Genomic DNA, 22,616 nt, shown 5'->3' on the forward strand with positions numbered 1-22,616 from the left:
CGAGTCCGGGTGGCGCACCGCAACCGAATCCATCCCCCGAATCAGCCTTGTTTTTTGGAGACCATGATGTCCAGCATTAACTACAGCGAAAAGATTCCCAACAACGTCAACTTGAGCGAAGACCGCACGCTGCAGCGTGCGCTCGAACAGTGGCAGCCCAATTTCATCAACTGGTGGGACGACATTGGTCCCGAAGGTTCGACCAACTCGGACGTCTACCTGCGGACTGCCGTGAGCGTGGACCCGCAAGGCTGGGCCCAGTTTGGCCATGTGAAGATGCGCGACTACCGCTGGGGTATCTTCCTCAACCCGGGCGAAACCGACCGTACCATCCACTTTGGCGATCACAAGGGTGAAAAGGCCTGGCAGGACATTCCTGGTGAATACCGTGCCAACCTGCGCCGCATCATCGTCACGCAGGGCGACACCGAGCCAGCATCTGTCGAGCAGCAGCGCCACCTCGGCCTGACCGCCCCCAGCATGTATGACCTGCGCAACCTCTACCAGATCAACGTCGAGGAAGGCCGCCACCTGTGGGCCATGGTCTATTTGCTGCACAAGCATTTTGGCCGCGATGGCCGCGATGAAGCCGAGGGCCTGCTGGAGCGCCGTAGCGGTGACGCCAACAACCCGCGCATCCTGGGCGCCTTCAACGAAGCGACGCCAGACTGGCTGAGTTTCTTCATGTTCACCTATTTCACCGACCGCGATGGCAAGTTCCAGCTGTGCGCGCTGGCGGAAAGCGCTTTTGACCCGCTGGCCCGCACGACCAAGTTCATGCTGACCGAAGAAGCGCACCACATGTTCGTGGGCGAAAGCGGCATTTCCCGCGTCATCCAGCGCACCTCGCAGAAGATGAACGAACTCAAGACCGACGACGTGGCCAAGCTGCGCGCCGCCGGCGTGATCGACTTGCCGACCATCCAGCGCTATATCAATTTCCATTACAGCGTCACGATTGACCTGTTTGGTGCCGATGAGTCCAGCAATGCCGCCACTTTCTACAGCACCGGCCTGAAAGGCCGCTACGAAGAAGGCAAGCGCGTGGATGACCATGCGCTCAAGGGCCAGACCTACAAGGTGCTCGAAGCACGCAATGGCGAGCTGGTGGAAAAAGAAGTGCCGATGCTCAACGCGCTCAATGAAGTGCTGCGCGACGACTACATCAAGGACTCGGTGGCCGGTGTCGAGCGCTGGAACAAGGTGCTTGAAAAAGCGGGGATTTCCGTCAAACTCAGGGTGCCGCACAAGGCTTTTCACCGCAACATCGGCGCGCTGGCAGGCGTCAAGGTGTCGCCGGATGGCCGCGTGGTGTCCGAAGCCGAATGGAATGCCTCGGTGGGCCAATGGTTGCCCAGCAACGAAGACCGCGCTTACGTCGCCAGCCTGATGGGCCGTGTGGTCGAACCAGGCAAGTTTGCCAACTGGATTGCGCCGCCTGTCATGGGCATCAACCGCCAGCCGGTGGACTTCGACTACGTCCGTTTTAACTGATCTCCCCCAGCAAGGAAGATCATGCAGGGGGCACTTGGCGCCTCCTGCATGCCAATCAAGCCGATGACCGGGAACCGCCATGGATATGACCGAAATACACGTTATCAAGCAGCACCTGATTGATCCCGAAATCTGCATCCGCTGCAACACCTGCGAAGCCATCTGCCCGGTTCAGGCCATCACGCACGATTCACGCAACTACGTGGTCGATGCCGAAAAATGCAATCTCTGCATGGCCTGCATATCCCCGTGCCCGACCGGCTCGATTGACAACTGGCGCACCATGCCGCGCATCAAGGCCTACAGCCTCACCGAGCAACTGGGCTGGGACGAGTTGCCCCCCGAACTCACCCCGGAAGAACTTGCGGCCGAGGGCGTGGTCCCCGGTGCGATGCCCGAGATCGAACCGGTGGCGCCTTCACTGCCGGCTGCGGTCAGTGGCGAGACGGCCTTCAACAGTGCGCAGTACGGCGCCACAATGCCGCCCTGGTCGGCGGCGCACGGCTACACCAACCTGTACGGCGCCAAGGCGGCTGAAAAATTCATCACGGCCACGGTGGTTGGCAATGTGCGCGTCACCGAAGTAGGCAAGGAGTACGACACCCACCACATCGTGCTCGACTTTGGCAGCATGCCCTTCCCGGTGCTTGAAGGCCAGTCGATCGGCATTTTGCCGCCGGGAACCGACGAAGCGAGCAAACCGCACTATGCCAGGCAGTATTCGATTGCGAGCCCGCGCAACGGCGAGCGGCCCGGTTACAACAATGTGTCGCTCACCATCAAGCGCGTGCTGCAAGACCACCAGGGCAACGCGGTGCGCGGTGTCGGGTCGAACTACATGTGTGACCTGCAGATCGGCGACAAGGTGCAGGTGATCGGCCCGTTCGGCACCAGCTTCCTGATGCCCAACCACCCGCGGTCGAACATCGTGATGATTTGCACCGGCACGGGCAGCGCACCCATGCGCGCCATGACCGAATGGCGTCGCCGGCTGCGGCAATCGGGCAAGTTTGAAGGGGGCAAGCTGATGCTGTTCTTTGGCGCACGCACCAAGGAGGAGTTGCCGTATTTTGGCCCGCTCCAGACCCTGCCCAAGGATTTCATCGACATCAACTTCGCTTTTTCGCGCACGCTGGAGCAACCCAAGCGCTACGTGCAGGATGCGATGCGCGAGCGGGCCGCCGACCTGGGCGTCTTGCTCAAAGACCCTAACACCTACTTCTATGTGTGTGGACTCAAGAGCATGGAAGAGGGCGTGGTGCTGGCCTTGCGCGATGTGGCGCAGCAGGCTGGCCTGTCGTGGGAAACGGTGGGTGCGGCCCTGAAACAGGAAGGTCGGCTCCATCTTGAAACCTACTGAGCGATAGGCAAAGCAATAAGCAAAGCAATAAGCAACAAGCTCGCAATAAGCAGCTCCCCACCCACTTTTTTTGCCGGTAAGAAGGCCTATTGATGTTTCCGTAACTCATGACACCACACCGTTCGGGCTGAGCCTGGCCTGTCCTGAGCTTGTCGAAGTGGCGAAGCCCTTCGACAGGCTCAGGGCGAACGGTAGCGAAGTGCCTGTCAAGATTTATGAAAGTCTCCATAGCGCCTTCCGGCAACCGTTCGAGTCATGCCATGAAAAATCTGACCCTCTCATCCCGCGCCCCCGGCGTGGCTCAAGTCACCATGTCCCGCCCGGCGGTGTTCAACGCCTTTGACGAGGCGATGATCACTGAACTGGAAACGGCCTTCACCCAGCTTGCGGCCGATCCGGCCGTGCGCGTGATCGTGCTGGCGGGCGAAGGCCGGCATTTCAGCGCCGGTGCCGATCTGCAATGGATGCAGCGCGCCAGCACCGCCTCCCGCGAATGGAACCTGGACGATGCGCGCCGCTTTGCCGGCATGCTGGCGTGCATTGAGTCGTGCCCCAAGCCCACGGTGGCAAGGGTGCAGGGCGCGGCGTTGGGTGGCGGCGTGGGCCTGGTCTGCGCCTGCGACCTGGCGATTGCGGCCGACAACGCCAGCTTCGCGGTCAGCGAGGCGAGGTTCGGCATCTTGCCCGCGGTGATCGGCCCCTATGTGGTCAACGCGGTGGGCAGGCGCCACGCCAGGCGCCTGGCGCTGACGACCACGCGCATCCCTGCCGCCGAGGCACTGGCCATCGGGCTGGTGCAGCAGGTGGTTGGGCTGGACGCGCTCGATGCGGCGCTGGATGCCGCCATTGCCGAGCTGCTGGTCGGCGGGCCAGGCGCACAGCGTGAAATCAAGCAGCTGTTTGCCCAGCTTGAAGTCGGGCCGATCACGAATGAGGTGCGCGAGTTGACCGCGCAAACGATCAGCCGCGTGCGGGGTACCGACGAGGCCCGCGAAGGCTTTGCGGCCTTTCTGGGAAAGCGGCCACCGAACTGGATGGCGCAATGACCATGAACTCGACAGTCAACAAGCTCGACGAGGCGCCCCTGCTGGTGGTCGGCGCCGGTGTCATGGGGGTCGGTATTGCGCAGGTGGCGGCACAGGCCGGTCATGCGGTGATGCTTTACGACGCCCGCGAAGGCGCGGCTGCCGAAGCGAAAACCAAGCTGGCCAAGAGCCTTGATGCACTGGTCGCGAAAGGCAAGCTGACGGCACAAGGCGTGTCGCAAACGCTGTCGCGCATTGAGGCCATCGCCTCGCTGGCAGCGGCTGCCCCAGCGCGGCTGGTGATCGAAGCCATCGTCGAAAAGCTCGACGTCAAACGCGGACTGTTCCAGCAGCTCGAAGCCATCGTGGCCGCCGATTGCGTGCTCGCCACCAACACCTCGTCGATCTCGGTCACGGCCATTGCCAATGGCCTGCAACATCCGGCGCGCTTGGTCGGTATGCACTTTTTTAATCCGGTGCCGCAGATGCGGCTGGTCGAGGTGGTCTCGGGCCTGCAGACCGACCCGGCGGTGGCGGCGCTCATTTTTGACCTGGCCGGCGTCTGGGGCAAGGTGGCAGTGCATGCGCGCTCGACGCCGGGTTTCATCGTCAACCGCATCGCCCGGCCCTTTTACGCCGAAACGCTGGCACTGCTGCAGGAGCAGGCTGCCACGCCTGCGGTGCTCGATGCCTGTCTGCGTGCCGTCGGGTTTCGCATGGGCCCCTGCGCCTTGATGGACCTGATTGGCCACGACACCAATTTTGCGGTGACCAGTTCGGTCTATGAGGCTAATTTCTACGACAAGCGCTTTGCGCCGTCACTGGTACAGCGTGAGCTCGTCGACGGTGGTTTGCTGGGGCGCAAGTCGGGCCGCGGTTTTTACGACTACACCGCGGGTGCCGTTCAACCCGGGAACACCGATTTCGCACCGGTGCCTCTACCTGTCGCACCAGTCGCGCAATCCTTGTGCGTGCAGGGAGTTGGGCCGGTGGCCGAGCGACTGGTTGCGGCACTGGCGCAGGCCGGCCGCGCTTTTGCGCGCGATGAAAGCAGTGACTGGGTCGGGCTGGCGATAGTCGCTGACGGTGCCGAACTGCGGCTGACTGACGGCAGGCCGGCTTCGCAGCTGGGCGCTGAAGTGGCCGTGTTTGACCTGCCGGTGTCCAGCGAGACCGGCATCGCGCTGGCCTGGGCGCCGTCCTCGCGTGCCTCCGCGGGGTGGTGTGCCGCCGCCGCCACCTGGCTGCAGGCGCTGGGCTTCAGCCCGCAGCGCATCGCCGATGTCCCGGGTCTGGTGGTGGCGCGCACCCTCGCGATGCTGATCAATGAAGCGGCCGATGCGGTGCTGCACGGGGTGTGCACGCCGGAGGGCGCCGACGCCGCCATGAAGCTGGGAGTTAATTACCCAGCCGGGCCCTTTGAGTGGCTGGCGCAATGGGAAACCCGCAACGTCATTGGCTGTTTAGACGCGCTGGACGCGCATTACCGTGGCGAGCGCTACCGCGTCAGCCCCTGGCTGCGCCAACGGGCCTGGCAGGAGGGTGTGCAATGAGCCGCAGAATCGACATCGCGCCCCATCTGCATGCGGAGATCGGCGACAACGGCGTGGCTGAACTGGTGTTGGGTCCCGAGGGTGGCATGCCCACCACCGACGCCCAGGGTCATGCCGCGCTTGGCACCGTCTGGGCGCAGCTGGCGGCCGAGCCCGGCGTGCGCTGCATCCTGGTGCGCAGTGTCGGCAAGGGCTTTTGCGCGGGCGGCACGCTCGACCTCGTGCAGGACATGCTGGGCAGCGAATCCGCACGCCTGCGCGTGATGCGGGAAGGCCGCGCCATCGTGCAGGGCATGATCGACTGTGATGTGCCCATCGTCACGGCCATCAACGGCGCGGCGGTAGGCGCGGGTGCGGCGGTGGCCTTGCTGGCCGATGTGTCCATCGCGGGCCACAAAGCCAAAATCATCGACGGCCACACCAAACTCGGCGTGGCCGCCGGCGATCATGCCGCGCTCATCTGGCCCTTGCTGTGCGGCATGGCCCGTGCCAAGTACCACTTGCTGATGTGTTCCACGCTCGACGGCATTGAGGCCGAACGCATCGGCCTGGTCAGCCTGGCGGTGCCCGACGACCAGTTGCTGGACAAGGCGCGTGAGGTGGCCCGCACGCTGGCCGCCGGCAGCCCCACGGCATTGGCTTTCACCAAGCGCAGCCTGAACCACTGGCTGCGCGCGGCCTGGCCCGCCTTCGAGCATTCCCTGGCGCTGGAGATGCTGGGCTTTGCCGGCGCCGACGCGCGTGAGGGCTTCGCGGCACTGAACGAAAAACGTGCACCGCGCTTCGCCCCGGACTGATTCGGCATGAAATTCGCCGGGTAATTCGCCGAGTTCCAGACCGGGCAGATTCTTCAGGCCGGATCCAAGATCCCGCGGCGGTATGACTGGCGAGCCGCCACGGTCAGGACTAAACTGACGGATCGGCCGGCCTGTCGGCGTTCACACTCGCCGCTGGCCATTGGCCGTGCACATCGTGTGGCCCTTGATGTCATGCTGAATGCCCTGGTGATGGTCATGGCGAGTTTTCGCTTCTACGAGGAGCTCAATGAGTTTCTCGCGCCTGAGCGGCGCGGGCGCGAGTTCGCCTGCCCCTGCGCGCGGGCGGCGACCACCAAGCACATGATTGAAGCGCTGGGTGTACCGCACACCGAGGTCGAACTGGTGCTGGTCAACGGCGAGTCGGTCGGCTTCGACCGCCAGCTGCGCGAGGGCGATCGTGTGGCCGTGTACCCGAAGTTCGAGGCGCTCGATGTCACGCCGCTGCTGCGCGTGCGTGGGCAGACTTTGCGCGTGACGCGCTTCGTCGCCGATGCGCATCTGGGCGGACTGGCTCACTTGCTGCGCATGGCCGGCTTCGATACCCTGTACGACAACCATTTTCGCGATGAGGAGATCGAACGCATCGCCGCTGAACAGGGGCGGATCGTCCTGACGCGGGATCGCGACCTGCTCAAGCGCCGCACCATCACCCATGGCTGCTACGTGCATGCACTGCGAACGGAGCTGCAGTTGCGCGAAATTTTCGGGCGGCTCGACCTGGCGCGCAGTGCACGGCCATTCACGCTGTGCCTGCATTGCAATGCGCCCTTGCATGCGATCGAGAAGATGCGGGTCGCGACCATGCTGCCGCCGCAAGTGCGTGAGCACTACCAGCGCTTCAGCGCCTGCGATGTATGCCATCGCGTGTTCTGGGAAGGGTCGCACTGGCGGCGCATGCGTTTGATGCTGGACGGCTTGTTGTCATGACGGCGGCAGCAAACCTTTTTACAAGGCCAGCCGAAACGTGCCCAGCCTGCTGTCGTGTCGCCTGAGCCCGTCGTTGCAGGCATGAACGCTCAGGCCCCACCGTAGGCCCCACCGTAGGCACAATTGGCAGCATGCGCAAACACCTTTCTGAAACCACCGGCCCGCAGCGCCTGGGCTTTGGCTTGCTGGTTGGCTTGATCACTGCGGCGCTGCCTGTTCCTACGGGATGGCAGTTTCGCGGACTGCTGGGCTGGTGTGCGGGTGTTGCCGTCTATTTGTTGCTGGCCTGGTGGCTGTGTGTGCGTTTTGATGCCCAGCGCACGCGTGAGCGCGCCCAGGCGCAGGACGAACCGAATGTGGTGCTGTTCCTGTTGATGCTGCTGGCCACCCTGGCCTGCGTGGCGGCCATCATCGCCATGATGCAGCAGACCCGGGACCTGTCCGGCTTGCAGCGCACACTGCATGTTGCGCTGTCCATGGGGGCGCTGGCGACCTCCTGGCTGTTCATCCAGACCATGTTCGCGTTTCACTACGCACACCGTTACTACCAGGCGGAACAGCGCCAGCAGCCGGACCATGCCGGCCTGCAGTTCCCGGGTGGACTGGACCCGGACTATTTCGACTTTCTCTACTACGCTCACGTCGTCGGCATGACTTCGCAGGTGTCTGACGTGCAGGTGACGTCGCGCGACATGCGCCGCCTCACGCTGCTGCATAGTGTGCTGTCGTTTGGCTTCAACATGCTGATTCTCGCGCTCAGCATCAATGTGGTGGCCAGCGCCCTGCAGTAGAAGCCGCCAACGAAAGGCCTGCGAAGAACGCGTGCCCTCAGTCCTCGTGCAGCCGCTTTTTCAGGGCCATCTTTTCATCGCGCCGGATGGCGGCCTGCGACTTGCGGTGGGCACCCGCCTTGCGCCGCGCAGCCGGCGCCACCAGCGGGTTTCTCGGCCTGACAGTCTTCAGCTTTAGTTTGGTTTTTCGCGCGGAGCTCATGGCTTGGGTTGTTGTGTGCTCAACGGCTGTGCGCGCTGCAGCTTCAACAGCCCGGTCGACAGGGCCGTGCCGCACACAATCACGGCAGCGCATACCACCATCCAGGTTGTCACCGCTTCGCCGAGCAAGAGCACGCCATAGAGCACGGCAAACATCGGCACCACAAATGTTACCGACAGCGCACGCTGCGGCCCGGCGTTCTCGATCAACCGGAAAAACAGGATGTAGGCGAGCCCGGTGCACAGCACGCCGACGGCCAGCAGGGCCAGCCAGGCCGAGGTGCCCGGCATGCGCGCGGGCCACAGCCAGAGCGCCGGCAGGGCCAGGCCCAGCGTGGCGCCGATCTGGCTGCCTGCGGCCGTGACCAGCGGCGGCAGGCCGGACAGGTAGCGCTTGGTGTAGCTGGCCGAGACGCCGTAGCACACGCAGGCCAGCAGGCAGGCCAGCACGGCCCAGCCAGGCGCCACGCCCGAGGCGTCGGGCTTGAAGGTGGCTTTGTCCCAGGCCAGCATGGCCACGCCGGCAAAGCCGACGACCAGGCCCAGCACGCGCGAGACATTGGGTTTGTCCTTGAGCCAAGCCCAAGCGACCAGCGCGCCAAACATCGGCACGGTGGCGTTCAGAATGGCCGAGAGCCCGGTGGTGATGGACAGCAGCGCAAACGAAAAGCACGCAAACGGAATGCCGGAGTTGAGCAGGCCGATGAAGAAAGTCCGCTTCCAGTTTTTCTTCAGTTCCGGCAGCAGGCCGCGCAGCCACACCATGGGCAGCAGGAAGAGGGCGGCAATCGCCACGCGCACGGCGGCGGTCGGCAGCGGGCCGAATTCCCCCGTGCTGATGCGCATGAAGAGAAAGGACGAACCCCAGATGGCCGCGAGCAGCACAAAATCGGTCAGCCAGCTTTTGGGTGCAGCCAGGGTCGCGGGTGATGCCGCGGATGGTGCCGCGGATGGTGCCGCGGATGATGCCGCGGATGATGCCAGCCCGGTGGTGGATGAGGTCAAGTCAGGGTCTCCTTCATGAGCGCACCCTCAAGCTTGAGCAGTGCTGTTTTTTTGTCGAGGCCGCCCGCATAGCCGGTGAGCGAGCCGTCGGCGCCCAGCACGCGGTGGCAGGGCACGATGACGCTGACCGGGTTGCGCCCGATCGCCGCGCCCACGGCGCGCACGGCCGCCGGTTTGCCGATGCGGCTGCTGAGCTCGCCATAGCTGGTGGTGCCGCCCTGCGGTATGGCCAGCAGGGCCTGCCACACCGTTTGCTGAAAGGGCGTGCCGTAGTCCAGGTCCAGGGGCAGATCAAACACCGTGCGCGTTCCGGCGAAGTACTCGGTGAGCTGTGCAATGGCCTGTTTCAGCACCGGGTGGTTGGCGTCTTCGGGCCACACATAAGGCTCCACCAGCTGTGACGGCAGGTGGCGTTGGCCGGCAAACCAGGTGCCGGCCAGGCCCTTGTCCGTTGCGGCGATGATCATTTTGCCCAGAGGGCTTTGGAACGTGGTCTGAACGATGGAGCGGTCAAATTTCATCTTGTTCACCTTTGAATGGTTTCGAGTTTCGAGTTTCGAGGGTTTACCTGTCATGCAGGCGTATTCAGAAAAGGTCAGAAAAAGGCTGGCTCGATCATTCGCCGGTGATGGTCGCCCGAAGGCGCTTTCCCGTCCAATGAAATCGAGAGGGCGTATTCATTCCCTAGGCGCATGAATCTCCTCAGCCCCCGTCAACCGGGCCGCTCCAGCGTGCCGCTCCACGCGCGGATCACGGCATAGCTGCGCCAGGGCTTCCACGCATGCGAGGCCAACTCGGCTTCCCGGGCCGGATTTTTCAGTCCCTGCACGCCCATCGCCTTGTGCAGCGCCACATCGCCCGCCGGAAACGCATCGGGCCAGCGCAGGGCGCGCATGGCGATGTACTGCGCGGTCCAGTCGCCGATGCCGGGCAAGGCCTTCAGCGCCTCCAGCGTGGCATGCACATCGGCGCCGCTGTGCAGCTGCAGGCGTTTGTCGGCCACCGCTTGCGCAATGCCCACAATGGCGGCCTGGCGCTGCCTGACTATGCCGAGCTGCCCCAGCGCATCGCCGCTGGCGGCGGCCAGCATGGCAGGCGCCGGGAACAGCCGGGTCAGCTGCGGCCAGGGGGTTTGCACCGGCTCGCCAAAGCGGTCGACCATGCGCTGCGCCAGCGTGCGCGCCGCGGCCACGGTGATCTGCTGGCCCAGCACCGCGCGCACGGCCAGCTCATAGCCATCGAGCGCACCGGGCACGCGCAGGCCATCGCCCTGCGGAAAGCCGGCATGCAGCACGCTGTTGATGGCCGCAGGGTCGGCGTCGAGGTCAAACGTGGCGCGCACCCGGCGAATCACCAGCGGCAGCACCTCGCGCAGCGAGTCGCTGACGTTGAGCACCAGCCGGGAACGGGTTTCATCAAAGGCCGCCAGCAGCCAGCCGGCATGTACCTTGCCGCCCGACTCCACACGAAATGTCCTGCCTATCGAGGGGTGTTGCGCATCGGCAGCCACGAATTCAATAGCGCTGATGGTGCGTTTGCTAAAAAATCCGAGCATGGCCGCCACGTCGTAAGGGGGCCGGTAGCCCAGCCGGATGGTGATGCCCGGCGCGGTGCCGTTGATGTGGCCGGCATCGCTCACCCCCTGGCGCCGCAGCTGCGTGGGGTTTAGCTTGTAGTGCTCGACAAAGGCGGCATTGAAGCGCCGCACGCTGGCAAAGCCGCTGATCAGCGCAACCTGCGTGATGGGCAGGCTGGTATCGGCCAGCAACTGCTTGGCGGTGTGCAGCCGGCGCGTCTGCAGGTACTGCATGGGCGACACGCCAAACTGCGCCTCGAAAATCCGCCGCACGTGGCGGTCGCTCACGCCCAGCCGCGCCGCCAGTTTTTCGACCGAAGGGGCTTCGTCGGACAGCTCAGGCTCGTCCAGCAGGCGGGCCGCCTGGTGGGCCAGGATGTAGGACGCGTCCTGGATGGACCACACCACCGAGTGCGGCGCCAGTTCGGGCCGGCAGCGCAGGCAGGGACGAAAGCCGGCGCTTTCGGCCTGTGCCGCATGGCTGAAAAACCGGCAGTTTTCGCGCTTGGGTGTTTTGACGCTGCAGACCGGCCGGCAGTAGATGCCGGTGGATGTAACACCGGTAAAAAAACTGCCGTCAAAGCGTGCGTCCCGCGCCTTCAGGGCGAGGTAGCAGTCGTTGTCGGCGAGGGGGGGCTGGGCGCTGGTCATGGGGGCATGTTACGCCGGGCGCAGCTTTTGACTAGCCGTTTTCGGACATATCCCTCAAGCCCGCCGGGGCCCGTCCCGAGGGAGGGCGCCACCCTACAATCGACTCACTTCAACTTTCAGTGAACCCCCGCCCATGCAAGTCAGCGCATCCATTTTCAAGGCCTATGACATTCGCGGCGTCGTGCCGTCCACCATCAACGATGAGATGGCCGAGGCCCTTGGAAAAGCCTTTGGCACGGTGGCGTTGGCGGAAGGGGAGAAAACCGTGGCCGTGGGCCGCGACGGCCGGCTCAGCGGGCCCTCGCTCAGCGCGGCGCTCATGCGCGGCCTGGCAGCATCCGGCGTCAATGTGATCGATGTCGGCATGGTCACCACGCCCATGCTGTATTTCGCGGCCAACACCCTGGCCACCTCCGGCATCCAGGTCACCGGCAGCCACAACCCCAAGGACTACAACGGCTTCAAGATGGTGCTGGCCGGCCGGGCGATTTACGGTGAAGACATCCAGGCCCTGCGCCGCCTGATCGAATCGGAAGGCTGGGCGCAGCCGGCGCAGGGCGGCACCATCAGCCGCGTCGATGTTGAAAAGGATTACCGCGACCGCATCGTTTCCGGCATCAAGCTGGAGCGGCCGCTGAAGATCGTCATCGACTCAGGCAATGGCATTGCCGGTGCCTCGGCCCCCGCCATTTTTCGGGCCCTGGGGTGCGAAGTGACCGAGCTGTTCAGCGAAGTCGACGGCAACTTTCCCAACCACCACCCCGACCCGAGCAAACCCGAGAACCTGCAGGACTTGATCAAGGCGCTGCAAAGCGGCAACGCAGAACTGGGCCTGGCGTTTGACGGCGACGGCGACCGGCTGGGCATTGTGACCAAAGACGGGCAGAACATCTACCCCGACCGGCAGATGATGCTGTTTGCGCGCGACGTGCTGTCGCGCGTGCCGGGCGGCACGATCCTGTTCGACGTGAAGTGCTCGCAGCGCCTGGCGCCCGAGATCGAGGCGGCCGGCGGCGTGCCGCTGATGTACAAGACCGGCCACTCGCTGATCAAGGCCAAGATGAAGGAAATCAATTCGCCGCTGGGCGGCGAGATGAGCGGCCACATCTTCTTCAAGGAGCGCTGGTTTGGTTTTGATGACGGCACCTACGCCGGTGCACGCCTGCTCGAGATCCTAAGCCGCGTGCCGGATGCGGGCATCCTTCTCAACGGCCTGCCCACCAGTTTCAGCACGCCGGAGCTTAACGTCGCCTGCAAGGAAGGCGAGCCCCACACCGTGGTGGAAGCACTGACCAAAGCCGCCCACTTTCCGGCACCCGCCAAAATCTCCACCATCGACGGCATCCGCGTGGACTGGCCCGATGGCTTTGGCCTCATTCGCGCTTCCAACACCACGCCGGTGCTGGTGCTCCGCTTCGAGGGCCACACGCAGCAGGCGCTGGAGCGCATCGAGGCCGACATGCTCGCGCTGTTGCGCAGCGTGAAGCCCGACGCCAGCTTCGCCGCCGCGGCACATTAGAGATGGTGCCCCCACGCTCGTCACTTCGTGTACTTCGCTGCCCCCTCAAGGGGCTGGCCTTGCTTGGGGCGGCCCGGCGCGGCGGCCTGCCGGCTGGCGCGCTGTGAAAATCCTGTTAGTCAAGCTGTCGTCGCTGGGTGACGTAGTCCACACCTTGCCCGTGGTGCAGGACATCCGTGCTGCCTTGCCCGACGCGCAGATTGACTGGGTGGTCGAAAAATCATTTGCCCCCTTGCTGGCGCGTTGCGCGGGCCTGCGCCGCGTCATCCCGTGCGAGATCAGGCGCTGGCGCAAGTCGCCCCTGGCGGCGCTCACGCGCGCAGAGTGGAGTGCCTTCAAGGCACAGCTGCGGCAGGAAAGTTACGACGCCGTCATCGATCTGCAGGGCCTTACCAAGTCCGCGCTGGTGGCGCGGCTGGCCCGGCTGGCCAGCCCCGGCGGCAAGCGCTATGCGCTGGCCAACCAGACCGATGGCTCGGGCTATGAGGCGCCGACGCGCTGGGTGGCCGACGTGGCGATCCACATCGCGCCGCAGACCGCTGCCGTGCAGCGCTCCCGCCAGTTGGCGGCGCAGGCGCTGGGCTACGACCTGCGGGCCGAACCAGACTTTGGATTGAGGCTGCCTCCAGCCCGAGAAAGAAACGGGAAGAGTGCTCCTGAAGAGATAGCAAGCCCGGCGGGCCTGGAACGGGTGGCCTTTGTGCACGGCACCTCGCGCGCCGACAAGGAATGGCCGCTGGACCACTGGATAGAGCTCGGCCAGCGCCTGGTCGCGGGGGGCTGCCAGCTGGCCTTGCCGCACGGCAATGCAAAGGAACTGGCAACGAGCCGGGCCATTGCAGAGGCGCTCAACGAACCGGGAAGCCCTGTGGTGGCCACCGTGTGGCCCCTGCTGTCGCTCGATGCCCTGACGGACGAGCTGGCGCGCTGCGCCGGCGTGATCGGTGTGGACAGCGGCGTGAGCCACATTGCCGTGGCGCTCGATTTGCCGCATGTGCAGATCTACAACTTCGATACCGCGTGGCGAACCGGGCCACCGGCGCCTGCGGATGCCGGCGCGCCCGCGCGGCGGCAGGTCAGCGTGTTTGCGCAACCCACCCCCAGCGTTGATGTCGTGTGGCAGGCCTGGCTGGCTTGCCGGCAGGCCCCTGCGGCGGCGCATACGACCATTGTGGCCGCCCCATGAGCCAGCTGTTGCTGCGGCTTTATTCGCTGGCCATGGTGCTGGCGCAACCCATGCTGCGTCGCAAGCTGGCGCGGCGCGGCCAGCGCGAGCCCGGCTATCTGACGGCGGTTGAAGAGCGCTTTGGCCACTACACCCAGCCGGCCGAGACTTCTTCCGAACTGGTGTGGGTGCATGCTGTGTCACTCGGGGAAACACGTACCGCGGCCATGCTGCTCAAGGCCTTGCGCGCGCAGTACCCGGGCCTGCGAATTTTGCTCACGCACGGCACGGCCACCGGCCGCGCCGAGGGTGCGGCGCTGCTGCAGCCCGGCGATGTGCAGGTGTGGCAACCCTGGGACAGCCTGGCTGCCGTGGCGCGTTTTTTCAATCACTTCAGGCCACGGCTGGGCCTGCTGATGGAAACCGAGATATGGCCCAACACCGTGGCCGCTGCCCGCGCGCGCGCCATGCCGCTGGTGCTCGTCAATGGACGCCTGTCAGACAAATCATTGCAGCAGGCGCTGCGCATCGCGCTGCTGTCTTTGCCGGCCTACGGCGCGCTAGCCGCGGTGTACGCGCAGACCGAAGACGACGCGCGGCGCTTTCGTCAGCTTGGCGCGCCGGTGACCGGCGTGTTTGGCAACCTCAAGTTTGATGCCACGCCCAGCGCCGGCCAGCAGACGCAAGGCCGGGCATGGCGGCAGGCGCTGGCACAGCCGGTGCTGATGTTCGCCAGTTCGCGCGAAGGCGAAGAAGCCGATTTCCTCAAGCAGATAAAGGCTGCGACCCAGGAAAAAGTTGAGCTGTCAGCCATGAGTTCGGCAGCCAATGAATCCGCCAGGGCTTTCCATGCACTGATCGTTCCCCGCCACCCGCAGCGCTTCGACGAAGTGGCGGCCCTGGTGGAGCAGCACGGCCTGCGCGTGTCGCGCCGCTCGCAGTGGACGGGCGGCCCCGCCGACAGCGACGAAGCCCGGCAGGCCGATGTCTGGCTTGGCGACTCCCTGGGCGAGATGGCGCTGTACTACGGCCTCAGCGATGTGGCCCTGCTCGGTGGCAGCTTTGCGCCCCTGGGCGGCCAGAATTTAATCGAGGCCGCAGCCTGCGGCTGCCCGGTGGTGATGGGGCCACACACCTTCAACTTTGCCGAGGCCGCCGAGCTGGCCGAGGCCGAAGGCGCAGCCCTGCGCGTAGCCGACATGCCCGAGGCCGTCCAGGCCGCGTTGGTTTTGGTGAGCGACCTGCCGGCGCTGGCAGCGGCCGTGGATTCCGGCCTGGCGTTCGCGGCCCGCAATCGGGGTGCGGCTGCAAAGACGCTGGATGCGTTGCGCGCCTACTTGTGAGTTGCGTCCCGCTGGGGCCGGTTGTGGGGGCGGGGCAGCGCGAGCCCAGTTGAACATTCCAACATGCAGGCTTTCACGGATTTTTTATTGCCCCTTGAGTCTCCGCCGCATCGAATTTCCCCAATGAATTCAAGGCGTTACAGAATACGACGCCGTCTTGTTCATTAGCAGGCGAAGTTGTTCATAAGCGGCTTTGGCGACTTTGCCGTGATTTTCGTAACGGTACATTCGACACCAGATACGAAAAGTCAGTTATAAATCAAGTACTTATAGTGGATGTTGGGAGGCAATCGTGGTGCATAGAAAAGTTGTTCATGTGACCTGCTTGCTGTCCATAACACGTTATCCGTCATGAAACGTGATCGATCTGCGGAGGGCGAGAGGCGGCTTGCCACCTCCGAGGCGCTTCTCCGAAAGTCGCTGCTCGAGGTTCTCCCGGCCGTTGTGAAGACTGGTGCGCCTCTGTTTACAAATTCAAAGCACAACCTTCATGATTTGCCGAAGCACTTGATCGACGAGGAGGCGGAAGCCTTTTTGGAAATGGCGTTGGCGTGCGTGGAACTCCGCGAGCACCTTGGGTTGGTCACGGACGAATCGGTTGGGCGGTTGTTCCTTGCCGCATGCGAAGAGGGCTCCAGTTCAGACGAGAATCGTCGCGGGCCTCGAAAACTTGCAGAAGCATTGGTGGAGCGTCTGCGCAATGACGGATAACATGTCAATCGACACGGACCCACAACAGCAGGAGGCGGCTTCGCCGCAAGTTGTTGTGGTCCGGTCATCTTCACGTTATATGGCATGAGCGCACGCAACATTCTCGCCATCGTGCTGCTCCTTGTCGGCGTTGTTCTTCAGCCGGTGGGCTGGATGTACGCAACCTGGCTCGCGGCCGCTTCCTTTGTCGCAATCGTTGCGGGAGGCCTGTTGCTGTACGTCGAGCGGGGCCGCGCCGACGAAGGTGGTGGTGGCACGTCGGGCCGTTCTGCGGGTCGAGAAATGCCTGGGGACATCCACGGTCACAGCGGCCAGCTCTCTGGGGGCAGGTCCACCGCTTGGGAATCAAATCACACGGCCGAAGGCGGTGGAAGTGACTGAATACAACGCCTACAACCGCGCTCCGGCCGAAATGCCATATAACTGGTCGCTCGGCAGGGACACGCAACATCAGGTTGCCGCTTCACGGCTTGTGTTGCGCGCCCGGCAGCTTCAACGTTATACGGCGAGTACGCAATGACCGGTCAGGCGACGTTCCCAATCTTCGTCTTCGATGGCAATGACTTGTCGCTATTCGACAGCTTCAACTCGCTCACGACGGCACTCGAAGGTGTGGACGTCGAGGAAGGCGTGTATACCGCCTACGATTCCTCCGGACGAGTAGTTTTCCTTCAGGCCACCGGTGTAGCGCGTGGTCGTTTCACCGTTGAAATCGGCAGAGTGATCGTTGGCCCCGTGAGCGAAGCACCTGACGTAGCCGATTTTGGCCGTCGGCTGCGTTCATACCTCCAAGCGTGCGGGGAGGATTCGCGCGCGGGGATGACACTCGAAGAACTAGTCCATGCATGCATCAAGCGCACGGGGTATCAGGGTGTCGCCGCATAACATATCAATCGACACGGACCCACAACAGCAGGAGGCGGCTTCGCCGCAAGTGTTGGTGGTCCGGTCATTTTCACGTTGGGCCTCATAGAACGATGTCTGCGGACTTCACCAAGTCAGAGCGCCGCCAGTTGCGTGAACTCGCAGCAGAGGTGTATGAAGCCGAGGCGCACGCCCTCCTGGAAGAACTAGACGAAGACTTCGCCCGTTGGCGAAAGGACGAAATCCGTAGCTCTGATCTGCTGATGTCCATTCACGACTTCCATCAGCATCAGTCGAGGGAGCTTTGGAGCATGTACCAAGGACTTAGCGACGACATGGCGGTGGAGCGCGGTCTCCGCCTCGGCTTGATAGCTGAAGAACGGCTCTCGCCCAAGGTACTTTTCAAATTGCGGTCGAAGGGTTAGAGTGCAGGCTGTGGCGTCACTCCAAGCGAGCTCCGCATGAGGCCCAACAGGTCAGTCAACACGGCCGTGCAGAAACCCATAGGTCACGCCACGTACCATTTCCTACAGGGCAACGCGAGCAACACCAAGCGAACGGAGGCGGATGCATGACCACAAATGAACTCGACAGTGCGATCGAACAGAGCCACGCAGCTCTAGCCGCGATACTGAGAGGCGACCCCACTCTTTACCAAGCCTTGTACTCTGATGCAGATGACGTAACTCTGGGCAATCCCTTCGGGCCGTACGCACACGGTCGGCAGAAGGTTGATGCAACAGTAGCCGGCGCCGCCTCGCACTACCGCGATGGAGAGGTCACCGGCATCGACCTCATAGCGAACTATGTCTCTGACGATCTCGCATGCATTGTCGAGGTGGAACGCGGACGAACTAAGGTCGGCGGTGGCGCAGAACTCGTTCCAGTGGCTCTACGCGTGACCAGCGTGTTTCGGCTAGAACGCGGCAATTGGAAGCTCGTTCATCGGCACGCGGACCCGATTACGGCACCACGTCCGGCAGCGTCTGTTATCAGTGAATAGGCTAGCGCCAGCAGGCCGTGCAGGCGCCCCTGTAATCGAGCGCGGCCTAACCCTTCGTATATGGACACCCCCACAAGTTCAGGAGGCGGCTTCGCCGCGAACGGTGGTGGTCCGGTCATTTTTACGTTAGGCCCCAATAGGAGATCATCCATGTCGCTGCATTTACCTTTGAAGCTTTCGCGGTTCACGATCGCACTGTTGTGGGCGCTGGTGAGTTCGTTGGCATGGGGAGCGGAACAGATCGTCCTCGACGGTTCAAGTGGAATGCTCCCACTCGCGAAGGCTCTTGCTTCGGCCTATCAACAGCGATCTTCCGATCCTCAGGTGGAGATCGGAAAGGGCCTTGGAGCGGGGGCAAGACTCCGAGCCCTGGCCGAGGGCAAGATTCAGATCGCGCTGGCCAGCCATGGCATCACACCTGAGGATGTGCAGAAGGGAAACCTGAAAATCATCGAGGTGGCGAAGGGGGCAATTGTGTTCGCGGTCAACGCCAGCGTTCCCATCACCAACTTTACCGAGTCGCAGGTATGTGATGCTTACAGCGGAAAGATTCGAAGCTGGCAACCCTTGGGCGGCTCCGATAATTCCGTGGCCGTGCTCACCCGGCCGCCTACGGAAGTGGACCCCGAGGTCATTCGGGCCAAAGTTGGCTGCTTCAAGGAACTAAAAGAGATCGAGACGGCAAAGGTGATGGCTCGCGGTGGCGACATGGCCAAAGCGCTTGCGGAGACGCCGTACGCACTCGGGATGACGAGCATGACCGTAGTGGAACAGAGTGCAGGAAAAGTGAGGGCGTTGACCCTGAACGGTATTGCTCCCACAGCGGAGAATGTGAAGAGCGGCCGCTACTTTCTGACGCGTGACTTTCTATTCGTTATCAAAGGGGAGCCAACAGGCCCGGTGAAGCGATTTCTCGATTTCGTCTTGAGTCCGGAGGGGGACCGCGCCATCCAAGCAAACGGCGCGGTGCCGCTACGATAGCTCTAGTTGACTTAGTCCGGTTGTTGATACACGGCGCTCATTTCAGCTCTGTCCTCGTACTAGCATCGGGGCCTAACCGCGCAATCGACAGCGACACTTGGCAATCGCCTATGGCGCTCGCTCGTGCGCGTCATTGCGGACGTTAGACGCCAAGGAGACATCATGACAGTTAAGCGTATGGACAACGTCGGCATCGTGGTGGAAGACATTGATGCCGCCATTGAGTTCTTCACCGAACTTGGTCTCGATCTCGAGGGGCGTGCCCCAGTTGAAGGAGACTGGGCAGATGGCGTCACCGGATTGCACGGCATGCGCGTCGAGATTGCCATGATGCGTACGCCGGACGGCCACAGCCGGCTCGAGTTGTCCCGCTTCCTCGCGCCGCCCGTTGTCGCCGATCACCGCGTCGCCCCAGTGAACGCTCTTGGTTACCTACGCGTCATGTTCACCGTGGAGGACATCGACGATACGCTCGTCCGGCTCGGCAAGCGCGGCGCGAAGCTCGTCGGCGAAGTGGTCCAGTATGAAAACATGTATCGGCTCTGCTATATCCGTGGTCCCGAAGGAATTCTCATCGGGCTCGCTCAACAACTCGGGCAGCAGACTTCCCGAGAGAATCCCATAGGACGTAACCGTTGAGAACTAAAGAAGTGGCGTCTAACCCGGCATATATGGACCCCCCCACAAGCCGGGTCACGCCTCTCATCTCAAACGTTGGGCGTCATAGAGCGCGCCCCAGGAGGCTTCTATGCTCATCGCAGTCATGCTCTTAGTCTGCATCGGCGCTGGCACCGTTGGTGGCGTCTTCTTCGCCTTCTCCACCTTCGTCATGAAGGCTCTCGCACAACTTCCTGTTGACCAGGGAGTCGCAGCCATGCAGCGCATCAATGTCGTTGTCATCAATCCTCTCTTTTTGGGCGTTTTTCTGGGCACAGCTTTCTTGGCTGCCGCTTGCGTTGTCATGTCAGTTCTAAGCTGGAATACGCCACGGCCCTTCCTGCTGCTCGCATCAGGTCTTCTGTATCTGGTGGGTTCGTTTGTTGTCACCATGGCGCTCAACGTGCCACGCAATGAACGTCTGGCTGGCCTAGACCCTGCGTCTTCGCAAGCCGCCGAGTATTGGGTTGTCTATCTGCGCGAGTGGTCGCTCTGGAACCATGTTCGGTCAGCGGCCTCGGTCGCATCGGCGGCCTGCAGTGCCGGCGCACTGGCAATCTAAGTCGGCGAGGTCAATTCCAACAGTTACGATCGCCATGATTTCCCCTCTCAAGTGAGTTGATGAAAAGTTTGACCTCTCCATCGTGGCACTCAGTTGCCGTAAACTGCAACCCTGACCGGTCGCGGCTCGCTTGGGACGGGGAAGTTCCTTTCATTCGTTAGCCCTCATGCTCATAGCTCACTCCGAATCTGCATTCCGACAGTTCCTGGCGGACACCGGGAAGACCCCAGAGTTTTTGCTACCGGAAGAGCTGCTCGAGGCTGGAATTTCATTCTTCCGAACGGTTCGCGCCACAGACGCCTTACTGGTGGGGGACGATTCGTTCGGAGACGCCTTGCTTTTTCAATGGGGTACACGAGACGCGCTGCCGCCACACTATGGAGCCTGCTATTACTTCGACCTGACACGTCAGTTCATTTCCCAGCAGGGAGAAGACGACGACGCCATGTTTCAACTCACGTGTCAGTTGCAGTATGAGCTCTCACCGCGACTGCGCGCGGTCGAAACAGGCAACCGATGGTGCAGCAATCTACAAGCGCTTCCCGAATTCGAGGCATTCGCGTTTGGCCATCCAGCCCTCTTGGCGGTGGCGGGTCAGCGGGCTAGCAAGGTGGAGTTCTACCTCACAGCCGTATGATGGCTAACAGGTCAAAGGAACTGCAGCACCATTTCACTTGAATAATCGGCCGGCTCAGTAAGGATTATTGCCCGGCCCCCCATACAGCACGCCACGTTGGACATACAGCAAGTACGTACTACCTCCGTAGCGAAGCCAGTTGACCATGTTGAATTGATCCCCAGCAGCCTGAGTGAGCTTGTCAACAAGTACCGACGAAACTTCGAGCGGGGTTTTAGGCTTGACAATCAAGGTAGTGCCTGGGTCTTGCGGCAGTTTCAAGAAGTACGCTGCCCCAGTTCCGCCGCTGTTGGCACACACCGTGGCGATGTCACCATCAATCACGACGGCAGTTCCCTCGTCGACACCGATGGCCCGTGCGGCACTCCAGGGCATACCATCTTGAATCATCCTCGCCAGAAAGGTTACCAGGCGTCCCATGCGGTCGCGGCTCACCAGATGGGCATCCACGATCGTATTCTGGAGTTTGGGAATGGTCTCCAGGAACGTACGGTCAAGGGTGAGCCTGCGGTTATACGGGTCGCTGAGTGCATCTGACGAAGTGATCGTGCCGTGCTGTGCCGAAAAATCTACAGCGCCCAACACGGCGAGGCCCGCGCTCGTTCCGCCGATAGGCACGTTTTTCGGAAGCAGCACTGTCTTGATGATCGTCTCGACGGAGGTCTCGTTCCACTGACTGATGTAGTTCCACTGGTCGCCTCCGGCGATGAACAACACGTCTGCCCCGAGAATGACGCTCGTCACCTTCGGATCGTTAGCGCCATTTGGCGTTTTGATGACCAGGGTCTCGACCGAGTCGACGCCTTCCATGGCGGACAAGTAGGGGTTGTAGCCATCTGTACCTGAAGCGCGGATGACGACGACATCAATCTTGTTGGTAGCGCTCCCTCCAGCCTTGGCAATCATGTCCTTGAAGGCCTGATCAACGTCGAGCCCTCCACCCATCAACACAGTCATCTGCGATTTGGGCTGGCGGGGTGACCTATCGGCTGGATCACCCGTGAGGTAATAGTCGAAGTCCTTGGTGCTGAGGGTAGGCTTGGCGCCAGTTCCGCTGCCACCGCCCGCCGCCTGCACAGGCGAAATAAGAACAAACGAAACGGTGGCCAGCGCCAGCAGGTCGCGAGCCAATCCAAGCCAGGCGCGACGTGTAGGATTTTTCATTTCTTTATTCCTATCCGTTAAGTTGATGGCGCCCAGACTATTGGTATTGGGACACCTTGAGCAACGAAATTCGCGGACTTGTCTTGATGAAGGTCTGCGCAGTGGAACGATAGTATCGTCCGACAGCACAGCAACCTCGGCATCAAAACACGCAGATGGTCAATTCCGAACTGGCTTACAGAGGCGAACGTTACATGGCGAATGTCGTGGTTGTCAACACTCAGGCGAACAGGGGGGCTCCTGGGTTTGCGTCGGCGAAATCGCTTGTGTTGACGCGGCGACTGGGTTGTTATCGGTTTCGAAGAAAAATTGTTAAGCTGACCTGCTGTAGCATTTGAGTGTCAGCAAACGGGTGGCGGCGTCAACTGCCGGGTCGGACATATTGCTGCTAGCCAACTGTTGCCGGCCACGAACTCCTTCCCGTCTGAAGTAGAAGTAGTCGTTCTCCCCCAATTGAGGGATGGGCTGGTCGGCTCAAACCGTCACGACACGGCGTCAGGCCCCCACTGCCGTCCGGGAGTCTTCGCCACAGAATGGATTCGGGCAATAAATCACAGCTCACGGCCATCCAAAGCTCAGTCATAATTTGATTCGCTTGGCCGCCTGGAA

General features: G+C 62.4%; 24 protein-coding genes. 19 read left to right on the forward strand and 5 right to left on the reverse strand.

Annotation, left to right across the window (positions count from 1 at the left end; genetic code table 11):
• The first annotated feature begins 66 nt into the window (after positions 1-66).
• From boxB to BPRO_RS08140, 7 genes are all read left to right on the forward strand, one after another.
• Complete coding sequence (gene boxB, locus BPRO_RS08110; protein ID WP_011482564.1) at positions 67-1,494, forward strand: benzoyl-CoA 2,3-epoxidase subunit BoxB; 1,428 nt, start codon at positions 67-69, stop codon at positions 1,492-1,494.
• Between the two features lie 79 nt (positions 1,495-1,573).
• On the forward strand, positions 1,574-2,854 hold the full coding sequence (boxA, locus tag BPRO_RS08115) for a benzoyl-CoA 2,3-epoxidase subunit BoxA (RefSeq protein ID WP_011482565.1): 1,281 nt from the start codon (positions 1,574-1,576) through the stop codon (positions 2,852-2,854).
• A gap of 260 nt (positions 2,855-3,114) precedes the next feature.
• Positions 3,115-3,900, forward strand: a complete 786-nt coding sequence (locus BPRO_RS08120) for an enoyl-CoA hydratase-related protein (RefSeq protein WP_041388570.1) — start codon at positions 3,115-3,117, stop codon at positions 3,898-3,900.
• Entirely contained in the window at positions 3,897-5,432 is a 1,536-nt protein-coding gene (locus tag BPRO_RS08125) for a 3-hydroxyacyl-CoA dehydrogenase (protein ID WP_011482567.1), read from the forward strand. The genes BPRO_RS08120 and BPRO_RS08125 overlap by 4 nt, the downstream gene beginning before the upstream one ends.
• On the forward strand, positions 5,429-6,229 hold the full coding sequence (locus BPRO_RS08130) for an enoyl-CoA hydratase/isomerase family protein (protein ID WP_011482568.1): 801 nt from the start codon (positions 5,429-5,431) through the stop codon (positions 6,227-6,229). Before BPRO_RS08125 ends, BPRO_RS08130 begins: the two co-directional genes overlap by 4 nt.
• A 210-nt stretch (positions 6,230-6,439) precedes the next feature.
• Positions 6,440-7,177, forward strand: coding sequence for a Mut7-C RNAse domain-containing protein (locus BPRO_RS08135; protein WP_041389427.1), 738 nt, complete (start codon positions 6,440-6,442; stop codon positions 7,175-7,177).
• Between the two features lie 131 nt (positions 7,178-7,308).
• A complete protein-coding gene (locus tag BPRO_RS08140; RefSeq protein ID WP_011482570.1) occupies positions 7,309-7,968 on the forward strand; it encodes a DUF1345 domain-containing protein in 660 nt (219 codons plus the stop codon).
• A gap of 37 nt (positions 7,969-8,005) precedes the next feature.
• On the opposite strand, the gene BPRO_RS30090 is transcribed toward BPRO_RS08140, so the two are convergent.
• The 4 genes from BPRO_RS30090 to BPRO_RS08155 all read right to left on the reverse strand — a co-directional run bounded on the left by BPRO_RS30090 (position 8,006) and on the right by BPRO_RS08155 (position 11,401).
• Positions 8,006-8,170, reverse strand: coding sequence for a hypothetical protein (locus tag BPRO_RS30090; protein ID WP_198140996.1), 165 nt, complete (start codon positions 8,168-8,170; stop codon positions 8,006-8,008).
• On the reverse strand, positions 8,167-9,174 hold the full coding sequence (locus BPRO_RS08145; protein ID WP_011482571.1) for a DMT family transporter: 1,008 nt from the start codon (positions 9,172-9,174) through the stop codon (positions 8,167-8,169). Before BPRO_RS08145 ends, BPRO_RS30090 begins: the two co-directional genes overlap by 4 nt.
• Positions 9,171-9,695 (reverse strand): methylated-DNA--[protein]-cysteine S-methyltransferase, encoded by a 525-nt coding sequence (locus BPRO_RS08150; RefSeq protein ID WP_011482572.1) that lies wholly within the window; start codon positions 9,693-9,695, stop codon positions 9,171-9,173. Before BPRO_RS08150 ends, BPRO_RS08145 begins: the two co-directional genes overlap by 4 nt.
• Positions 9,696-9,886: 191 nt before the next feature.
• Positions 9,887-11,401, reverse strand: coding sequence for a DNA-3-methyladenine glycosylase 2 family protein (locus tag BPRO_RS08155; protein WP_011482573.1), 1,515 nt, complete (start codon positions 11,399-11,401; stop codon positions 9,887-9,889).
• A gap of 133 nt (positions 11,402-11,534) precedes the next feature.
• Between BPRO_RS08155 and BPRO_RS08160 the strand changes: the two genes are divergently transcribed.
• The 12 genes from BPRO_RS08160 to BPRO_RS08215 all read left to right on the forward strand — a co-directional run bounded on the left by BPRO_RS08160 (position 11,535) and on the right by BPRO_RS08215 (position 20,843).
• Complete coding sequence (locus BPRO_RS08160) at positions 11,535-12,920, forward strand: phosphomannomutase/phosphoglucomutase (protein WP_011482574.1); 1,386 nt, start codon at positions 11,535-11,537, stop codon at positions 12,918-12,920.
• 103 nt (positions 12,921-13,023) lie between these two features.
• The gene (waaC, locus tag BPRO_RS08165) at positions 13,024-14,106 is read left to right on the forward strand and encodes a lipopolysaccharide heptosyltransferase I (protein WP_011482575.1); all 1,083 of its coding nucleotides are present in this window, start codon (positions 13,024-13,026) and stop codon (positions 14,104-14,106) included.
• Positions 14,103-15,428 carry a 3-deoxy-D-manno-octulosonic acid transferase gene (locus BPRO_RS08170; protein ID WP_011482576.1) on the forward strand — a complete coding sequence of 442 codons (1,326 nt, stop codon included), beginning with the start codon at positions 14,103-14,105 and terminating at the stop codon, positions 15,426-15,428. The genes waaC and BPRO_RS08170 overlap by 4 nt, the downstream gene beginning before the upstream one ends.
• 351 nt (positions 15,429-15,779) lie before the next feature.
• On the forward strand, positions 15,780-16,139 hold the full coding sequence (locus tag BPRO_RS08175; RefSeq protein ID WP_011482577.1) for a hypothetical protein: 360 nt from the start codon (positions 15,780-15,782) through the stop codon (positions 16,137-16,139).
• An 84-nt stretch (positions 16,140-16,223) separates the two neighbouring features.
• Positions 16,224-16,520 carry a hypothetical protein gene (locus BPRO_RS08180; protein ID WP_011482578.1) on the forward strand — a complete coding sequence of 99 codons (297 nt, stop codon included), beginning with the start codon at positions 16,224-16,226 and terminating at the stop codon, positions 16,518-16,520.
• A gap of 135 nt (positions 16,521-16,655) precedes the next feature.
• Positions 16,656-17,024, forward strand: a complete 369-nt coding sequence (locus BPRO_RS08185; RefSeq protein ID WP_011482579.1) for a hypothetical protein — start codon at positions 16,656-16,658, stop codon at positions 17,022-17,024.
• A 92-nt stretch (positions 17,025-17,116) separates the two neighbouring features.
• Positions 17,117-17,428, forward strand: coding sequence for a hypothetical protein (locus BPRO_RS08190; RefSeq protein WP_011482580.1), 312 nt, complete (start codon positions 17,117-17,119; stop codon positions 17,426-17,428).
• Between the two features lie 146 nt (positions 17,429-17,574).
• On the forward strand, positions 17,575-18,006 hold the full coding sequence (locus BPRO_RS08195) for a YybH family protein (RefSeq protein ID WP_011482581.1): 432 nt from the start codon (positions 17,575-17,577) through the stop codon (positions 18,004-18,006).
• Positions 18,007-18,156: 150 nt separating this feature from the next.
• Positions 18,157-18,987, forward strand: coding sequence for a phosphate ABC transporter substrate-binding protein (locus BPRO_RS08200; protein WP_011482582.1), 831 nt, complete (start codon positions 18,157-18,159; stop codon positions 18,985-18,987).
• Positions 18,988-19,149: 162 nt separating this feature from the next.
• Positions 19,150-19,626: a VOC family protein gene (locus BPRO_RS08205; RefSeq protein WP_011482583.1), complete on the forward strand. Its 477-nt coding sequence runs from the start codon at positions 19,150-19,152 to the stop codon at positions 19,624-19,626.
• 109 nt (positions 19,627-19,735) lie between these two features.
• On the forward strand, positions 19,736-20,206 hold the full coding sequence (locus BPRO_RS08210; protein WP_011482584.1) for a DUF1772 domain-containing protein: 471 nt from the start codon (positions 19,736-19,738) through the stop codon (positions 20,204-20,206).
• A gap of 166 nt (positions 20,207-20,372) precedes the next feature.
• Positions 20,373-20,843 (forward strand): hypothetical protein, encoded by a 471-nt coding sequence (locus tag BPRO_RS08215; RefSeq protein ID WP_041388575.1) that lies wholly within the window; start codon positions 20,373-20,375, stop codon positions 20,841-20,843.
• A 54-nt stretch (positions 20,844-20,897) separates the two neighbouring features.
• On the opposite strand, the gene BPRO_RS08220 is transcribed toward BPRO_RS08215, so the two are convergent.
• Complete coding sequence (locus BPRO_RS08220; protein WP_011482586.1) at positions 20,898-22,007, reverse strand: cyanophycinase; 1,110 nt, start codon at positions 22,005-22,007, stop codon at positions 20,898-20,900.
• Between the last annotated feature and the right edge of the window lie 609 nt (positions 22,008-22,616).

Source organism: Polaromonas sp. JS666 (assembly GCF_000013865.1).
In the GTDB taxonomy this organism is placed as follows: Bacteria; Pseudomonadota; Gammaproteobacteria; order Burkholderiales; family Burkholderiaceae_C; genus Polaromonas.

What these genes read in the sequence shown, in the direction of transcription:
- boxB (WP_011482564.1), top strand. Translation starts at nt 67, where the DNA reads ATGTCCAGCATTAACTACAGCGAAAAGATTCCCAACAACGTCAACTTG.
- boxA (WP_011482565.1), top strand. Translation starts at nt 1,574, where the DNA reads ATGGATATGACCGAAATACACGTTATCAAGCAGCACCTGATTGATCCC.
- BPRO_RS08120 (WP_041388570.1), top strand. Translation starts at nt 3,115, where the DNA reads ATGAAAAATCTGACCCTCTCATCCCGCGCCCCCGGCGTGGCTCAAGTC.
- BPRO_RS08125 (WP_011482567.1), top strand. Translation starts at nt 3,897, where the DNA reads ATGACCATGAACTCGACAGTCAACAAGCTCGACGAGGCGCCCCTGCTG.
- BPRO_RS08130 (WP_011482568.1), top strand. Translation starts at nt 5,429, where the DNA reads ATGAGCCGCAGAATCGACATCGCGCCCCATCTGCATGCGGAGATCGGC.
- BPRO_RS08135 (WP_041389427.1), top strand. Translation starts at nt 6,440, where the DNA reads ATGGTCATGGCGAGTTTTCGCTTCTACGAGGAGCTCAATGAGTTTCTC.
- BPRO_RS08140 (WP_011482570.1), top strand. Translation starts at nt 7,309, where the DNA reads ATGCGCAAACACCTTTCTGAAACCACCGGCCCGCAGCGCCTGGGCTTT.
- BPRO_RS30090 (WP_198140996.1), bottom strand. Translation starts at nt 8,170, where the DNA reads ATGAGCTCCGCGCGAAAAACCAAACTAAAGCTGAAGACTGTCAGGCCG.
- BPRO_RS08150 (WP_011482572.1), bottom strand. Translation starts at nt 9,695, where the DNA reads ATGAAATTTGACCGCTCCATCGTTCAGACCACGTTCCAAAGCCCTCTG.
- BPRO_RS08155 (WP_011482573.1), bottom strand. Translation starts at nt 11,401, where the DNA reads ATGACCAGCGCCCAGCCCCCCCTCGCCGACAACGACTGCTACCTCGCC.
- BPRO_RS08160 (WP_011482574.1), top strand. Translation starts at nt 11,535, where the DNA reads ATGCAAGTCAGCGCATCCATTTTCAAGGCCTATGACATTCGCGGCGTC.
- BPRO_RS08170 (WP_011482576.1), top strand. Translation starts at nt 14,103, where the DNA reads ATGAGCCAGCTGTTGCTGCGGCTTTATTCGCTGGCCATGGTGCTGGCG.
- BPRO_RS08175 (WP_011482577.1), top strand. Translation starts at nt 15,780, where the DNA reads ATGAAACGTGATCGATCTGCGGAGGGCGAGAGGCGGCTTGCCACCTCC.
- BPRO_RS08180 (WP_011482578.1), top strand. Translation starts at nt 16,224, where the DNA reads ATGAGCGCACGCAACATTCTCGCCATCGTGCTGCTCCTTGTCGGCGTT.
- BPRO_RS08185 (WP_011482579.1), top strand. Translation starts at nt 16,656, where the DNA reads ATGACCGGTCAGGCGACGTTCCCAATCTTCGTCTTCGATGGCAATGAC.
- BPRO_RS08190 (WP_011482580.1), top strand. Translation starts at nt 17,117, where the DNA reads ATGTCTGCGGACTTCACCAAGTCAGAGCGCCGCCAGTTGCGTGAACTC.
- BPRO_RS08195 (WP_011482581.1), top strand. Translation starts at nt 17,575, where the DNA reads ATGACCACAAATGAACTCGACAGTGCGATCGAACAGAGCCACGCAGCT.
- BPRO_RS08200 (WP_011482582.1), top strand. Translation starts at nt 18,157, where the DNA reads ATGTCGCTGCATTTACCTTTGAAGCTTTCGCGGTTCACGATCGCACTG.
- BPRO_RS08205 (WP_011482583.1), top strand. Translation starts at nt 19,150, where the DNA reads ATGACAGTTAAGCGTATGGACAACGTCGGCATCGTGGTGGAAGACATT.
- BPRO_RS08210 (WP_011482584.1), top strand. Translation starts at nt 19,736, where the DNA reads ATGCTCATCGCAGTCATGCTCTTAGTCTGCATCGGCGCTGGCACCGTT.
- BPRO_RS08215 (WP_041388575.1), top strand. Translation starts at nt 20,373, where the DNA reads ATGCTCATAGCTCACTCCGAATCTGCATTCCGACAGTTCCTGGCGGAC.
- BPRO_RS08220 (WP_011482586.1), bottom strand. Translation starts at nt 22,007, where the DNA reads ATGAAAAATCCTACACGTCGCGCCTGGCTTGGATTGGCTCGCGACCTG.